This window comes from Marinobacter sp. CA1 (assembly GCF_020546665.1).
GTDB classification, from domain to species: Bacteria; Pseudomonadota; Gammaproteobacteria; order Pseudomonadales; family Oleiphilaceae; genus Marinobacter; species Marinobacter xestospongiae.
In genome coordinates this window covers 2,595,703-2,610,347 of sequence record NZ_CP071785.1, presented here as the reverse complement: position 1 = coordinate 2,610,347, position 14,645 = coordinate 2,595,703, and the positions used below count along the sequence as shown (strand labels likewise).

The 14,645-nt window shown below is 59.5% G+C and carries 18 protein-coding genes and 1 tRNA gene; 8 read left to right on the top strand and 11 right to left on the bottom strand.

The window, feature by feature from the left end; all coding sequences use genetic code 11:
- Nucleotides 1–25 precede the first annotated feature (25 nt).
- From J2887_RS11930 to J2887_RS11920, 3 genes are all read right to left on the bottom strand, one after another.
- Complete coding sequence (locus J2887_RS11930) at nucleotides 26–658, bottom strand: HPP family protein (RefSeq protein WP_227171352.1); 633 nt, start codon at nucleotides 656–658, stop codon at nucleotides 26–28.
- 133 nt (nucleotides 659–791) lie between these two features.
- Complete coding sequence (gene mnmC, locus J2887_RS11925) at nucleotides 792–2,687, bottom strand: bifunctional tRNA (5-methylaminomethyl-2-thiouridine)(34)-methyltransferase MnmD/FAD-dependent 5-carboxymethylaminomethyl-2-thiouridine(34) oxidoreductase MnmC (protein ID WP_227171351.1); 1,896 nt, start codon at nucleotides 2,685–2,687, stop codon at nucleotides 792–794.
- Nucleotides 2,684–3,313, bottom strand: coding sequence for a peptidylprolyl isomerase (locus tag J2887_RS11920; RefSeq protein ID WP_227171350.1), 630 nt, complete (start codon nucleotides 3,311–3,313; stop codon nucleotides 2,684–2,686). The genes mnmC and J2887_RS11920 overlap by 4 nt, the downstream gene beginning before the upstream one ends.
- A gap of 303 nt (nucleotides 3,314–3,616) precedes the next feature.
- Between J2887_RS11920 and J2887_RS11915 the strand changes: the two genes are divergently transcribed.
- Nucleotides 3,617–4,366 carry a pilus assembly protein PilB gene (locus J2887_RS11915; protein WP_227171349.1) on the top strand — a complete coding sequence of 250 codons (750 nt, stop codon included), beginning with the start codon at nucleotides 3,617–3,619 and terminating at the stop codon, nucleotides 4,364–4,366.
- Nucleotides 4,367–4,442: 76 nt separating this feature from the next.
- Here J2887_RS11915 and J2887_RS11910 read toward each other — a convergent pair whose 3' ends face one another.
- The 3 genes from J2887_RS11910 to flgA form a co-directional block, all read right to left on the bottom strand.
- Nucleotides 4,443–4,913 (bottom strand): flagella synthesis protein FlgN, encoded by a 471-nt coding sequence (locus tag J2887_RS11910; RefSeq protein WP_227171348.1) that lies wholly within the window; start codon nucleotides 4,911–4,913, stop codon nucleotides 4,443–4,445.
- Between the two features lie 6 nt (nucleotides 4,914–4,919).
- A complete protein-coding gene (gene flgM, locus J2887_RS11905) occupies nucleotides 4,920–5,243 on the bottom strand; it encodes a flagellar biosynthesis anti-sigma factor FlgM (RefSeq protein WP_227171347.1) in 324 nt (107 codons plus the stop codon).
- Nucleotides 5,244–5,491: 248 nt separating this feature from the next.
- On the bottom strand, nucleotides 5,492–6,190 hold the full coding sequence (flgA, locus tag J2887_RS11900; protein ID WP_227171346.1) for a flagellar basal body P-ring formation chaperone FlgA: 699 nt from the start codon (nucleotides 6,188–6,190) through the stop codon (nucleotides 5,492–5,494).
- 187 nt (nucleotides 6,191–6,377) lie between these two features.
- Between flgA and J2887_RS11895 the strand changes: the two genes are divergently transcribed.
- The 3 genes from J2887_RS11895 (at nucleotide 6,378) to J2887_RS11885 (ending at nucleotide 8,878) form a co-directional block, all read left to right on the top strand.
- On the top strand, nucleotides 6,378–7,307 hold the full coding sequence (locus J2887_RS11895) for a chemotaxis protein CheV (RefSeq protein ID WP_227171345.1): 930 nt from the start codon (nucleotides 6,378–6,380) through the stop codon (nucleotides 7,305–7,307).
- 38 nt (nucleotides 7,308–7,345) lie between these two features.
- Nucleotides 7,346–8,173: a CheR family methyltransferase gene (locus tag J2887_RS11890; RefSeq protein ID WP_227171344.1), complete on the top strand. Its 828-nt coding sequence runs from the start codon at nucleotides 7,346–7,348 to the stop codon at nucleotides 8,171–8,173.
- A 90-nt stretch (nucleotides 8,174–8,263) separates the two neighbouring features.
- Nucleotides 8,264–8,878, top strand: coding sequence for a flavin reductase family protein (locus J2887_RS11885; protein ID WP_227171343.1), 615 nt, complete (start codon nucleotides 8,264–8,266; stop codon nucleotides 8,876–8,878).
- Between the two features lie 3 nt (nucleotides 8,879–8,881).
- Here the strand turns inward: J2887_RS11885 and J2887_RS11880 are convergent, their stop codons facing one another.
- Nucleotides 8,882–9,829: an AEC family transporter gene (locus tag J2887_RS11880; RefSeq protein WP_227171342.1), complete on the bottom strand. Its 948-nt coding sequence runs from the start codon at nucleotides 9,827–9,829 to the stop codon at nucleotides 8,882–8,884.
- An 85-nt stretch (nucleotides 9,830–9,914) separates the two neighbouring features.
- Here J2887_RS11880 and J2887_RS11875 point away from each other — a divergent pair, with 85 nt between their 5' ends.
- The 4 genes from J2887_RS11875 (at nucleotide 9,915) to J2887_RS11860 (ending at nucleotide 12,361) form a co-directional block, all read left to right on the top strand.
- The gene (locus tag J2887_RS11875) at nucleotides 9,915–10,865 is read left to right on the top strand and encodes an ROK family protein (RefSeq protein WP_227171341.1); all 951 of its coding nucleotides are present in this window, start codon (nucleotides 9,915–9,917) and stop codon (nucleotides 10,863–10,865) included.
- 66 nt (nucleotides 10,866–10,931) lie between these two features.
- Nucleotides 10,932–11,327, top strand: a complete 396-nt coding sequence (locus J2887_RS11870; RefSeq protein ID WP_227171340.1) for an antitoxin Xre-like helix-turn-helix domain-containing protein — start codon at nucleotides 10,932–10,934, stop codon at nucleotides 11,325–11,327.
- Nucleotides 11,321–12,022 carry an RES family NAD+ phosphorylase gene (locus J2887_RS11865; RefSeq protein ID WP_227171339.1) on the top strand — a complete coding sequence of 234 codons (702 nt, stop codon included), beginning with the start codon at nucleotides 11,321–11,323 and terminating at the stop codon, nucleotides 12,020–12,022. The genes J2887_RS11870 and J2887_RS11865 overlap by 7 nt, the downstream gene beginning before the upstream one ends.
- Before the next feature lie 138 nt (nucleotides 12,023–12,160).
- On the top strand, nucleotides 12,161–12,361 hold the full coding sequence (locus J2887_RS11860) for a hypothetical protein (protein ID WP_227171338.1): 201 nt from the start codon (nucleotides 12,161–12,163) through the stop codon (nucleotides 12,359–12,361).
- Nucleotides 12,362–13,056: 695 nt separating this feature from the next.
- On the opposite strand, the gene J2887_RS11855 is transcribed toward J2887_RS11860, so the two are convergent.
- The 4 genes from J2887_RS11855 to J2887_RS11840 form a co-directional block, all read right to left on the bottom strand.
- Nucleotides 13,057–13,147, bottom strand: a tRNA-Ser gene (locus J2887_RS11855).
- Between the two features lie 113 nt (nucleotides 13,148–13,260).
- A complete protein-coding gene (gene yccX / locus J2887_RS11850) occupies nucleotides 13,261–13,539 on the bottom strand; it encodes an acylphosphatase (RefSeq protein ID WP_227171337.1) in 279 nt (92 codons plus the stop codon).
- Between the two features lie 74 nt (nucleotides 13,540–13,613).
- Nucleotides 13,614–13,937 (bottom strand): branched-chain amino acid transporter permease, encoded by a 324-nt coding sequence (locus tag J2887_RS11845; RefSeq protein ID WP_227171336.1) that lies wholly within the window; start codon nucleotides 13,935–13,937, stop codon nucleotides 13,614–13,616.
- The gene (locus J2887_RS11840; RefSeq protein WP_227171335.1) at nucleotides 13,930–14,634 is read right to left on the bottom strand and encodes an AzlC family ABC transporter permease; all 705 of its coding nucleotides are present in this window, start codon (nucleotides 14,632–14,634) and stop codon (nucleotides 13,930–13,932) included. The genes J2887_RS11845 and J2887_RS11840 overlap by 8 nt, the downstream gene beginning before the upstream one ends.
- Between the last annotated feature and the right edge of the window lie 11 nt (nucleotides 14,635–14,645).

Here is a 14,645-nt window from a genome sequence, read left to right as displayed (position 1 = left end):
GTCAACGAATTAACCAGACGGGACACTAGACGCTGCCCTCGTGGCGGCTGGCCTCGGCATAGAGACGAAGGAAATCCGTGCCGGTGACGATGCCGATAGCCGTGCCATCGCGATCAATCAGCAGGGCGGCATCCAGATGGTGCGCCAGCATCAGGCGGGCGAGCTGATGGGCATCCGTTTCCGGTGTGGCGGTGAGGAAGGCCGGCAGTTCAATATGGCTGAAGCTCTCTGCCATCCCCTGATCCGGATGGTCGTGGCCCCAGTTCAGAATCCACTGGCGATCCACCAGCCCGGCAACACTCTGGTCCGCGGTGACGGCCAGGTGATCAATGTCGTGACGGTTCATGGCGGCCAGCCCTTCTTCCAGGCTGGCTGAGGCCGGCAGGGAGATCAGTGAGGTGGACGCCAGACGCGACGCCGGCAGGTAGCTGCCCTCGGTATCGGTATCCTGGCCGGTTACCTGGCCATACTCTTCCAGAGCCCGTCGGCGGGTGGACCATTGTGCATTGATGACTTCGGCATCGGTCGCATCGCTGCGCCGGGGATTGATGGCGTGTTCCGGTTCCAGTTCGGTGACGTTGCCCACCGGCCGGTTTCGGAAAACTTCTGGCAGCCGGGTTCCCACCGGGCGGCCCGGTTCACTGACGTGTATCGACATGGCAATGACTCCCGCGATTAACCTCCACTCCGGGAGACGGACGTCCTTACTGACTCTAACGGCCAGTTTACACGGAAGTTGAGGGTAGGGAAGCCCCGGGCCAGCCCGTGGTGCCCGGGGCGGCTATGGGCTGTCAGTGGTCAGCAGGAGTCACACAGCGTTCGGGCCGAACACGGAACTGTAATGGTGCGGGCAGAGCCTGCGGCTGGTTGCTAAGGCAATCCGCCAGATACTCCGCCAGCAACGGTGCGTAGGCAAGGCCCTTGCTGCCGAGGCCGGTCAGCAGATACAGCCCGCCGGCGGTGTCATCGGTTGCCGCCTGGCCGGTTACCACCTTGCCTGCGACGGGCTGGTAATCATGAGTGGTGCAGCGGAATCCTACTCGCCCGGACAATGCGTCAAAGCGGTCGACCGGTTGATTGAGGACACCGGGCAGCATGGTTTCCAGGGCCTCCAGGTTCTCCTGTTGGCTGCTGGCCGACAGCGACGGGGTGTCGTCGTGCAGATCAAAGGTCGCACCGGTCAGGCTCTGTCCCTGGCAGGCCGGATTGAGATAGCGACTGCCGCAGATCACCGTATTGGGGGCGTTGAGCGTGTTTTCCTCCAGCAGCGTGACCTGACCGCGAATGGTCTTGAAGCGGGAGCGCAGGCCCTCCGGGAGTAACTGGCCGCTGAGATGGCCGCCACACAGCACCAGCGCCTGGGTCTGGTGTTGCCAGCCCTCGGCGGTGACCAGGCTCCACTGGTCGGCCTGGCGCTCTATGCGTTTGACCGCAACGTCAAAGCGACACTGGATCGCCGGATGCTTAAGGGCCTGGCGACATACCTCCGCCGGGTACAGCCAGCCGCTTGCCGGAAACCACAGTCCCGGGGATTGCAGTGGAATGCCAGCCAACTGGCTGGCCTCCGCGGCGTCCACCGGGCGGGTGAGGCTCTCGGGGTAGTGGTTACGCTGCAGAAACTTGGCCTGACGCTCTTGCTCGCGCTCATTGTCGGCCAGTTGAAGTACGCCGCAGGGGTGCCAGCCCTGCCCCTGGTAGGGCTGATAACAGCGCTGGGCGAACTGCAGTGCGCTGAGCGCCAGCCGGGTCTGATCGTTGTGCTCCACGCCCAGTTTGACGTAAAGCGCACCCTGACGATTACCGGAAGCGGCCGATGCCGGTCCGTTGCCGGCGTCGACCACCGTGACGTTGATGCCGCGTTCAGCGAGGTTTCTGGCCAGCAGGCAGCCAGCAATGCCCGCACCAACAATGGTGACCGCCGCCGGGTGACTGTCAGGCGCCGTCGATTTGGCTGAGTCAGGCTGGAAGTGGCCGGCGAGCATGTCGCGTTTGCGACCGAAACCCGGCACCTTCTTCATGGCAAAACCGGCCGCAATCAACGCCCGCCGAACCCGGCCCACTGCGGTAAAGGTGGCCACAGTGGTGCCGGGCCGGCTGTGACGACGCACGGCTTCCACTACGTCGTCGACCCAGAGATCGGGGTTCAGAGCGGGGGCAAAACCGTCGAGGAACCAGGCATCGGCCTGGAAGTTCAGCTGTTGCCAGCCGTCCAGGGCATCACCAAAGAACAGCGTCAGCCGCACCTGGCCGCCGTCCAGCACCAGACGGTGACAACCCTGGACCAGGGCCGGGTAGTGGGCCTGGAGAGTGCTGGCCAGGTCTGCCAGTTCCGGCCACAACTGGTGCGCTTTCACCAGATCGCTGGCGGTCAGCGGAAAGCGTTCGACCGAGACAAAGTGCAGCACCGCCCCCCTGGGGGGATTGCTGGCGCGCCATTGCTGCCAGGTGGCCAGGAAGTTCAGCCCGGTACCGAATCCGGACTCTGCCACCACGAAGGCCTGGCCAGGCTCGACATTGGCGAACCGCTCGGCCAGTCGGTTGTGTTGCAGGAAGACGTAGCGGGTTTCTTCGAGGCCGTCGTCACGGCTGAAATAGACGTCGCCAAACTGTTGCGATTCGGGAACGCCGTCACGCCAGACCAGATCCGCCGGCTCAATGGCCGGCGGCAACAGGGAAGGAATGTTCATTGCTGGTCGGCGTCGACCCGGGTGATGCGCTCAATGGTGACCGCCTGCATCGGTACATCCGACATGCCGTTGCGACGGCCGGTCTGCTTGGCGGCGATGGCATCAACAACGCCCATGCCCTCGGTCACACGGCCAAACACGGTGTAGCCGGCACCACGGACGCCAGCGTTGAGGAAGGGGTTGTCCACCACGTTGATGAAGAACTGGGACGTGGCGGAATCGGGATCGTTGGTGCGCGCCATGGCGATGGTGCCCCGCAGGTTCTTGAGCGTGGCGACCGCTTCGTTGCGCACCGGATCGCGAGTCTGTTTGCGGTTCATGGAGGCGTCAAAGCCGCCGCCCTGAATCATGAAGCCGGGAATCACCCGATGGAAGATGGTGCCTTCGTAGAAGCCACTGTCGACATAGGCGAGGAAGTTCTCCACGGTTTCCGGCGCCACGTCAGGGCGCAGCGTCAGCTGCATGGCACCTTCGGATGTCTGGATGCTTACTTTGGGCAAGGTGTCCGCACTCGCAAGCGACGGCGCGGTTGCGGCCAAAAACAGGCAAACGGTGGAAAATGTCAGGGATTTGAGGGCATTTGTCCGTGATTTTACCAGATTTTGCCTTTTCACTGTCGTCACCATACCAGACCTCGTGGTTAACTCGGGTTGTGTAAAACAAGAAAGAGCCTATAAGAGGCCGAAGTCTATCAGAAATACGCTGAATCCGTGCCATTTGGAGGCCCCGGGGCCATCCTTCAGCTACGCTTACAGAACCAGTCACAGCAATGTCGACCAGCCGGGTAAGTAACCGCTGAGCAACGATTAACTTCCGGTAACACAACGGAGTGAATCGTTTCTGTACTCACAGTTGCCATTGCGAACATCATTGTCTCAACAACCGGGCCGGGCTGTACGGTACGCGTCAGTTACTCAGTGGAGGATCTTGTGAACATCAGTCACGGTCATGAGGAAAAATCACGACTCGGACGATTGTTGGTTGGCCGGGGTTACCTGACCGAAGCCCAGCTGGAATCGGGCCTCAAAGTCCAACGCGAGACCGGTCAGCGCCTGGGTGAAGTCTTTGTCCAGTCTGGCTGGATCACCGAGAAGGAACTGCACCGGGTCCTCAAACATCAGTCCCGTTACCGCAATGCTGCGGCGATTGTCACCATGGTGGTGCTGCCGTTTCAGCCTCTGGTCAGCTTTGCCTCCAATAACGGCTCCGGCCAGTACAGCAACCAGGAAGCCGGGGAGTTCTACGATCAGTCGGGGTTTGAACCGCTGACTGATGTTGAAATGTCAGAGTCGGTTGGCCGCGCCGCGGACGATTTCATGCAGCGTCTTGAGACCTTGCGTGACCGCACTGTCACCGCCCAGGAAACCGGTGGCGACTCGCTCGGCGATGCGCCTGAAGATGCCCTTGACGGGTTGAAGATGGTGGCCGGCGCCTTTGTGCCAATTACCCATTTCCTGGATTCCGATATGTCGATTTCCGGTGTGCACTATCGTGAGGGCGAGTCGCGCTTCCATCTGGGCAGCGACGGCTCGTTACAGTTGGCTTTGCCGGAGCGTATCGAGCAGATCCGCATGGACAATATTCGCGTTGCCGGCGGCGCAGGCCCTTCGATGGGCAATATCATCATCAGTGACATCCGCTTCAGCGCCAATTCAAGTATTACCATCACACCACGCTAATCGATTGAATGGGCATAAAAAAGCCTCCTGATCCAGGAGGCTTTTTTGGTTGCCTGAGGTGGACTGAACGGCTCGCTCAGGCGCTGGCCAGAATGGTGCGATGGTTCATCGAGGTCTGTTCACCGGTGGCGCCATACAGCTTCTGCTGGCCGCTGGTGCCACGGAAGATATCGCTGAGACGCGCCAGTCGCTTCTGCACATGGGTGACCACCCGATGATTGACGCTGTTCAGTTCGTGGCAGGCCATCATGGCATCCTCGGCGGCTTGCCAGGGCTTGATCAGGTCTTCCACGCCACTGCTCTGGATAAAGCGGGAAGGGCTGCCGCTGTTGGGGCGGTAACCCATTTCCACCAGTACGTGAATTTTGCGTTTGGCCCGTTCCCGGATCTGTCCCAGCAGGTCATTCTTTTGCTGGGTCAGGGGTTCGAGGGCGGCAATGTCCGATTCCGCCAGCTTTTCTTTCTCGGTTTTGAGGAGATCCGCCAGTTCGTTCAGCTGGCGGATATCATCGTTCAGAAGGTTCTTCAGCGTGTTGACTGCGGCCATGATTCATCATCCGAAAATGCTTTTATCCATATCAAGCATTTTCTGGGCCAGCTTTTGAGCATCGACTTTGTAGGAGCCGTCCGCCAGGGCGTTACGGATCTGTTCGATGCGTTCGTCGTCCACCTCGGGATAGTCACTGAGGCGCTGTTCTACCTGCTTCAGGTCTTTTGCCTGACTGCTGAGTTTCACACTCTCGCCGCGCGCATTCTGGGTCTGTTGCGCCTGCTCGGTGGGAGTTGCCGGCTGCTTGGGGGCGGAACCGGTCTTGTCGGCCGTGGTTTTCTGGGTGTTGACCTGGCCGGGGCCAATTCCATTGAAGTCAACTGACATGGCGTTACCTGCTTAACGGTGTCTGGCCACAGTGCGTGGCCCTGCTGAATTTACCTGTTACTCGTCTATCGGCAGGGTGGAATGAATCTTTAGCGAACTTTTTCATGTTTTGATCTCACGCAATGTTCGCAGGTTCCACGTGCCAATGCGACTGCCAGCCTGTACTCCTTATCGCTCTCAGTCTGGGCAACAGGGTGCCGCTTCTTTTTTGCCGGGCGGCGATTGTTTGCCGCTTCGGCTGGTCGTCGCTACATCGGAATTTCCACCCGACCCGGGGCGACAACCCGTCCCCGAATTCGGCGGGAGGAAGACAGATTTTCCACCATGACCTGCTCGCCCGGGCGTCCATTGGCCAGAGCCTTGCCGCGGGAATTGACCGTGAAGTTGCCGGAGCGGGCGGTGATAATAACATGGTCGCCCCGCTGCACCGCGTCCGGCTCAACCACCAGATTGGGGGTCAGCACGGTGCCACGGTTGATCGAGCGGGTCATTTCTTTGCCGAGGAGATCCTCGAGCTGGGTGATCGGGCGTCGCCGACTGGCGTTCATCACGCCGCTGACGCGCTCGATCATCGATTCGGTCAAACGCTCGCCACGGCCGATGGGCTGGGCGGCGCTGTACAGTTCACCTTCAATGGTCACCGACACCGGCAGGAACATGCGCCAGGGGCGCTGACCCTCACACTGCATCTGCAGGGTGGGCTGATTGCTCTCCCAGGGGTCGCCGGTAAAGCTGGCGGCCAGCGGCTCGGCACAGGGCGCCAGCGCCAAGCGCGGGTCGAGCCGGCCAACCTCTGAGCGGACCTCATAGCCCGATGCCGACAGCTCTTCGGCGAACTCGCCCAGAAAGCGGTTGGCAGCCTGACGGATCTGCTCGGCGGTGGTCGCCGCCACTGTTGGGGTGGCAGCCAGAACCAGGGTCAGCAAAATGATGGTGCGCATATGCATCAGATTGTCCTATGCTCTAAGTATCGTGCGCGATTACCGGTTTTACGGATGAAACTGCTCAGCTTTTTCGGCCCTTGGCCGTTATTTCCAGAGACCAGGTCAAATTCCTGGCGGTATGATGGCGTTAACAGTAATCAGGCAATATCCGTGCCGGTTGATTGGTAAGCAGACGCGGGAGATCTAGGTAATGGCAGGTGTATTGGATAGTGTGAATCAACGAACCCAGCTGGTTGGACAGAACAGGCTGGAGTTGCTGCTGTTCCGTCTGCGGGGTCGGCAGGTCTATGGTATTAACGTCTTCAAGGTAAAAGAGGTGCTGCAGTGTCCCCGGATGACGGCGATCCCCAACAGTCGTAGTGTGGTTCGTGGGGTGGCGCATATCCGCGGTGAAACCATACCGATCATAGACCTGGGCATGTCCATCGGGCTGCCTGGCGTACCGGAAGAAAATCTGCCCACCAGTTTCGTGATCATCACTGAGTACAACCGCAAGACTCAGGGCTTCCTGGTGGCCGGCGTGGACCGGATCATCAACATGAACTGGGAGGACATCCTGCCGCCGCCAAAAGGGGCAGGGCGCGAGGTTTACCTCACAGCAGTAACAAAACTCGACGATAAGCTTATTGAAATCATCGATGTAGAAAAGATACTTTCAGAAGTTTCTCCAATGGAAGAAGATGTCACCGAGGACGTCCTGAGTCGGAACGAGCGGGACCGCGGTGGCCTGCGCCCGGTGCTGGTGGTGGATGACTCCTCCGTCGCCCGGCGTCAGATCGAACGATGCGTGACGGCGGTAGGTCTGGAAGTCATCACCAAGAACGATGGCAAGAAAGCGCTGGAATTCCTCAAGGAGATCACCGCGGACGGCTCCAACGTCACCGATCACCTGGCGATGATGATATCTGACGTTGAAATGCCCGAGATGGACGGCTACACCTTGGTGACCAACTGCAAAGCCGATCCGTCACTGAGCGGCCTGTACATCATGCTCCATACGTCCCTCAGCGGCGTGTTCAACCGCGCCATGGTAGAGAAGGTGGGTGCTGATGACTTCATGGCGAAGTTCAGCCCCGACGAGCTTGCTGAGCGGGTCATGCACATCATCGATAACCTTTGATGACCGTGAATTTACCGAACCAACTGCAAAGAGAACCAATGAAAGCAGACATCACGCCACAGGAATATGAGGCCTTCAAGAAGTTCCTGCAGGACGCGTGCGGCATCCTTCTGGGCGACAACAAGCAGTACCTGGTGAAGAGTCGGCTGCGTCGCATCCTGGAGGAACATGAGGTCTCTGGTATTACTGATCTGCTTAATCGCATGCAGAGGCCGGGGCGCAGCTCACTGAGGGAAACCGTCATCGATGCGATGACCACCAACGAAACCCTCTGGTTCCGCGACAACCACCCATTCCGCATTCTCAATGAGAAGCTGCTGCCGGAGTTTGCCGAACGCAAAGCGGCGGGGTCGTTGCGGATCTGGTCGGCGGCCTGTTCCACCGGCCAGGAGCCTTATTCCATTGCCATGGTGGTGGATGAGTACCGGCGCATGCGGCCAGGCAAGTTGCGGGATGTTCGCATCACGGCGACGGATATCTCCAAGAGTGTGCTGGACGTGGCCCGTCAGGGAGAGTACGAGATGCTGGCGATTGGTCGCGGGCTGTCACCGGAGAGGCAGAAAGCGTTTTTTGCAGCCTCGCCCAACGGTGGCTGGCAGATCAAACCGCAGATCAAGAGCATGGTGGAGTTCAAGGAGCTCAACCTGCTGGAGCGCTACATGTTTGGCAAGTTTGATGTGGTGTTCTGTCGCAACGTTCTGATCTACTTCTCGGCGGAGCTCAAGCGGGACATTCTCACCCGTATCCACGCCACCCTGAACCCTGGCGGTTACCTGATTCTGGGGTCGTCGGAGTCCCTCAACGGGTTGCCGGACCTGTACGAAATGGTGCAGTGCCAGCCCGGTATCATCTACCGCAAGAAATAGTGCCTGCCAGTGGCGCCGGGCGAGTGTCTGCGGACAGGGCGCCCGGCCGCCTGTTACCCTCTTGCCTCACCTGTACTGAGGAGTGTATCCATGATTATGGATTTTGAGGGCATGCCTTCCCGCCAGATCTATCACGCCATCACGCAGACGCTCATTCCCCGCCCGGTGGCCTGGGTGCTCAGCGAAAACCCGGATGGTGACTATAACCTGGCGCCGTTCTCGTTCTTCACGGCCATTACCAGCAATCCGCCACTGCTGATGCTGTCTGTGGGACGCAAGCCCGAAGGGGAGTTCAAGGATACCCGCACCAACATCGAGGCCCGCAAACAGTTCACCGTGCACATTGCCCATCGGGAGCTGGCGCAGGCAATGACGGAAACCTCGCGCGGGCTGCCCCACGGAGAGTCGGAGCTGGACCGAATTGGTCTGGAGCTGGTGGACTTCGACGGCTTTGCGGTACCTCGGCTGGCAGATTGCCGCATTGCCATGGCCTGCGAACTCTATGACATTCAGGAAATTGGCGCCGCGCCGCAGACCCTGGTGTTCGGGCGCATTCGCCAGCTGTACGTTGATGATACCGCCGCCAAGCTCGCCGAAGACGGCCGCTTTACCGTGGATGCCGCCACGGTGGACCCCATTGGCCGGCTGGGCGGCAGCGAGTACGTCACCTTTGGTGAGGTGTTGACTATTCCGCGGCCGGAATAGCGTTCAGGCGCCCACCGTCACCCGGAGGATAAAGATGCCGGCGGTGACGGTGATGCTGGCCAGCAGTGTGGTGAGGGCAACAATGTTGGCGGCCAGTCGGTCGTTGCCGCCAAGTGCCTTGACCATGACAAAGCTGGCGGCGGCGGTCGGGCTGGCAAAGAACAGGAACATCAGCCCCAGTTCCTGACCTTCAAACCCGGCCAGCCAGGCGCCGGTGGTTGCCAGCGCGGGCAGCACCGCCATTTTCATGACGCTGGCGCTGAAGGCAACCCGGCTGTCACTGCGGATGGCGTGAAGGGAGAGCGTGCCGCCAATGCACAGCAGGGCCAGTGGCATGGTCAGCGACGCGAAATACTGACCACTGGTTTCAATCCAGTTCGGCAGGGTTACGCCGGACCAGGCCACCGGAATGGCTGCCAGTACCGCCAGAATCAGCGGATTGCGCAGGATATCGTGGAGGATGCTGCGCCAGTTCGCCTGTTTGCCTGGCTGATAGGTGGTCAGCACCACCACCGACAGGGCGTTGTAGGAAATGATCACCGCCCCAAGCAGGATGCCGCCGGCCGACAGCCCGTAATCGCCGTAAAGATTGGCGGCCAGCGCCAGGCCGACGATGCCGCAGTTGCCGCGGAAGGCGCCCTGAACGTAGACCCCCCGATCCTCCCGGGCGACACGCCAGCGGGCCCACTGCCAGGCAAGCAGGAACGACCCCAGCGTTGCCACCAGGTAATAGCCCAGCAGGGCCGGGTTGAATGCGCTTTCGAGGTCCGCCTGCACAATGCTGAGGAACACCAGGGTGGGCAGGGTTGCCTTGAACACCAGGGCAGAGGCGGTGTTGATAAAGGCGGCGTCGATCCAGCCGGCCCGGCGCAGTCCAAGACCAATGAATACCATTGCGAAGACGGGCAGGGTGGTTTCCAGAGTATGGAAGAACAGGCTGGTCAGGTTCATAGTGCGGCGGTGGTGAGACAATGGGCGGTAATTGTCGCCAATTTCCACAGAGTTAGAAAGAAAACCAAGGTCTAAGAGTATGTCTGTGTCAAATCATTCTGCTACGCGGGCCCACCTGAAACGCGAATCACGCTGGCTGGTAGGGGTGGATCTGGGTGGGACCAAGACCGAAGTCATCCTGATGGACCAGCACAGTCAGACCCGGTTTCGCCATCGTCGTCCGACACCTGTGGGTGACTACGGCGCTACCCTGGCGTTGATTGCCGAGCTGGTGGCGGAGGCCGAGCGACAGGCAGGGGTGTCCGGTCTGCCAGTGGGAGTCGGCATTCCAGGTTCGGTGTCCCGCCTGACGGGGCTGGTGAAGAACGGCAACTCCACCTGGCTCAACGGCCAGCCTCTGGCGGACGACCTGCGGGCGCTGCTCAACAGGCCTGTCGCGGTTACCAACGACGCCAACTGCCTGGCGCTGTCTGAGGCCACCGACGGTGCCGGGCAGGGCTTCGCGGTGGTGTTCGCGGCCATTCTGGGCACCGGTTGTGGTGCCGGCGTCAGTGTGGACGGCAGGGTGCTGACCGGCCCCAACGGCGTGGCGGGGGAGTGGGGGCATAACCCGCTGCCATGGACGCCGGAAAGCGCCCACCGGGAGCGTCCCTGTTTCTGCGGGCGCTTCGGTTGCACTGAAACCTTCCTCTCCGGCCCCGGGCTGGCAGAAAGCCATCGCCTGATGCACGGCGAAGTTCGTGACAGTCGCGCCATCGTTGCCGCCGCGACAGATGGCGATGCCCACGCTCAGGCGACCATGGCAACCTACGTGGATCATCTTGCCCGCGGGCTGGCGGGTGTCATCAACCTGTTGGACCCCGATGTGATTGTTTTGGGAGGTGGGCTCTCTAACATCTCAGGTATGGTCCGTGCTGTGCCGGGGCGCTTGGCACAGTATGTTTTTGGCGGAGAGTGTGAGACTCCGGTTGTGGTGGCGACGCACGGGGATTCGTCCGGTGTCCGTGGTGCCGCCTGGTTGGGGGTGGCGTCCTAGGTATCTCATATAGACATTATTTGATTTCAGGGTGCATAATGAGACAAATGCCTCGTGAGGTGAATCATGCATTCCGCTGCCAATCAACAACCCCGGGACAGCCAGGCTGCCACCGGTCTGAAGGTTGTCTTCAACATCCTGGATAAATGGGGCTGTTCCATCACCCAGATTCAGCACATCCTTGGCATCTCCCGGGCGGCCCTTTACCGCTATCGCCAGAATCCTCAGAGTGCCAGCCTTTCACGGGATCAGCTTGAGCGGCTCAGCTATGTGCTCAATATCCACGCCAGCCTGCGGACTCTGTTTGACAACCCGAAGAACGTTTACGGGTTCATGTCGCTGCCCAATGACAACCCTTATTTCAACGGTCGCACGCCGCTGGCGGTGATCGGCTCCGGCCAGTTCGCCGATCTTTACGAGACCTTCAAACGTATTGACGCCTTGCGCGGAGGGCTATGGTGACGGATTACACGACGCTGCCACGGATGGCGGACGGAGAGGCCAGCGGTTACCGCCTGGTCAACTCCAAGTTCCCGCCCATCGACCTGTTTGAAGATGTTGCCGATGCTGACGACTTTGACGCGCTCTACCAGCTTCAGGCACTGACCAATCCCCGTCTGCGTGCCGAGGTGGGCGACCTCAACCTGCTGCGGCTGGATGAGATCCCGTTCGGTATCGATGGCTGCTCGTATGCCACGGCGCCGTTTACCCACGTCAATCCGGATGGTGGTCGATTCAACGACGGCCAGTTTGGTGTGCTCTACATCGCTGATGCGATGGAGACCGCCATCGCCGAAGTGGCCTATCACCAGCAGCGTTACTGGCAGGGCGTGCACAACCTTGCCTTTGACCGCCTGGTGTTTCGTGGCCTGGTATGTACTTTCCAGACCACCGGTATCTGCGACGCAACCTCCCTGCCGCCGGACGACCCAATCTATGACCCCGACAGCTACCAGGCCTCCCAGGCGGCAGGCCGATCCCTCCGGCGGCAGTCCGGTATAAACGGCCTCCGATACCACGCCGTCCGACGACCGGGTGCGCATTGCTGGGGGCTGTTCACGCCCAGATCCGTCCAGCGAATACACCAGAGCTGCCATTACGAATTTATCTGGACGGGGGAGGCGATCGGTTCCATCAACCGGATTACCTTGCCGTAGTGTGGATGTACGCAAGAGCGGCGATCAATCGGATCGGGTAAGGCTTAAGATCTCAACGGATTCTGATTGGCAAACATTCAAAGATCTATGCAGACTTTCTGGCGATAGTGTCTGATTTTTTTGGGGGGGAGGCTGCCAATGAAGTTGATTCTGGGTTGGCTTGGTATTTGTTTCGCTGTGTTGGGGGTTCTGTCTATTGGCCTTCAGGATCAGATACCGCCGGAAGACAATCTGCTCGACGTGCCTGAATGCATCCCGCTGACGATTGTGGGCGTGTTTTTTTATGTATGTCGGTCGGGAATACCTTCCGGCTGGGGTTGGCTATTTATTTGGGGGTGATGACGGCGATGATGGTTAGTATTCTGCCGTAGAGGCTTCGTTCATGGAGTTGATATGAGGGTTTGGACTCGCGTGTGATTGTCGTGCCTGGGGTTACTGGTTTGAGTAGGGCTCTGATGGCCCCGGGCTTCCCGTATGAAGTCTAGCCGTTTCGAATTATCTCCATCAGTAGTAAGAAGCCGCCAAAAAACAAAAACCATAGAACTAGTGGGCCGTAGTTTCCCCTCTTTGCTTCTGCTGCTAGATAGGAGTTGAATTCCTTCTTCCTTTGCCGTCTGCCATGCGATGAGCTGTTATTGTGTTCTCCGACTGATACTGAGTCGGTGGTCACATATTGCTTGGCTACTCTTAAAATTGTCAGTGGCCCAAAATCATGTGTTCCATCTTTTTTGAGGACGTACCAACTTGATCCGTCCTTAACTATTAATCTTCCATCGGACGCAGCGTAGCGGCCTGCCTCGATCTTTGACGCCGTGACCATGCCTTTCTCCAGCAGTCTGATTTGGCGTTCTTGTGCCTTTAGAGTAGTTGACTTTCGGCATTTGGATGGGCCTTGCTGCCTGGGATTCACTTGCTGGGCAATGTGATCAGAGGGGGAGGGAAAGAGGTGCTGGCTGAAGCATATTGATCCAGCCCCAGTTTTGCCAAAAACAAAAAAAGCCCTGATCTACGCGTTGTAAATCAGGGCTTTGATTTGGCGGAGAGGGAGGGATTCGAACCCTCGATACGCTATTAACGTATACACACTTTCCAGGCGTGCGCCTTCAGCCACTCGGCCACCTCTCCAATAAACTGTTTCAAATCAGCGATGTCCTCGCTCATTTGAGGGCGCAAACTTTAATGGTTTTATCCGGCTTTGGCAACACCGAATTCTGAAATTGATGAAAAAAATTTGCAGGTTACCGGCGAACGTCGAAAGTGCCGAACTCACCGGAGGCTTCCGAGCGTGCCACCTCGGTTCGATCCACCCGGGCTGCCGGTGGTCCCTGCTCGCACCAGCGGTGGAGTTGCTCCAGTGCTTCCCTGTCGCCCTCGGCAACGACTTCCACCGAGCCGTCAGGCAAATTTCGGGCGTAGCCGGTGAGCCCAAGCTCGCCGGCGGTTTCAACCGTGCTGGCGCGATAGTACACGCCCTGGACCCGGCCGTGGATGAGAAGTGTCCAGCGTTCGTTGTTCATGGCGATTCTCCCTGTTGGAGTTTATCAGAGGCTCCTTAGGTGTGGGGCAGAGGGTTCTAGTCTAGAGAAGGTACCTAGAACTGCTGTACCAGCATATAACAGACCGTACCTGCCGCAATTGAGAGCAGGGCGTGTCGCTTCCACAGATGCAGCACAACCACCACCAATGCCGGCCCAATGGCATCAATTCCGAAGGACGGAGCTGACCAGTGGGCGGACCGGTGCAGGAAGATGATCACCAGCAGAGTCATCACCGCTGCGGGGAGAAACTGGCCCAGATGCTGAAGCAGCGGGTGTTCGCTGTGCCGTGACAGAAACACGAATGGCGTAACCCGGGTCAGAAAGGTGGCCAGGGCGGTAACGGCGATAAAGGCGGCCAGGTACATCGGTTCAGTCATGGTTGGCCTCCCGGGTCAGGGTGGTATTCCGCTGCAGGTTGTATTGCAGCAACAGGGCGGCGGTCACCATCACGATGGCGCCAATCAACTGCTGTGCCGGCGGCAGCAGCGCCAGGGCGAGACCGGCCGCCGCCGCCCCCATCCACAGGGGCTTCTGGCTGCCCAGGGCCTTGAACTGTTCAATGGCGAGCACGATAAACAGCGCAACCAGCGCAAACTCGATGCCGGTGCTGTCGAACTCCACCGAACGGCCGAGCAACGCGCCAATGGCGCAGCCAAGGACCCAATAAATCTGGTTGGCAAAGGTGATGGCGACGTCAGTACGGTGCTCTTCCTGAGGCGAGCCTCCGCGCGGTCGGGTGGTCAGCAGGGAATAGGTTTCATCGGTGAGCCCAAAGATCAGATAGAGCTTCTTGAGGCCGGCACCACGGAACTGCCGCAGCAGCGACAGGCCATAGAAGACATGGCGGGCATTGAGCACGAGCATGGCGACAAACACTTCCAGCAACCCGGCGTGGGCTGCCAGCAGGCTGACGGCCAGAATCTGCCCCGCACCGGCGTAGATCACCACCCCCATCAGCGGCGCCAGCCACCAGGCGTAATCGAGTTGGGTGGCGAACAGAACGCCAAAAGCAGTGCCCAGCGGCACATAGCCGAAGAGGATCGGCAGGGTCAGACGAAAGATGTTGGGGATCATGGCGGGCTCTT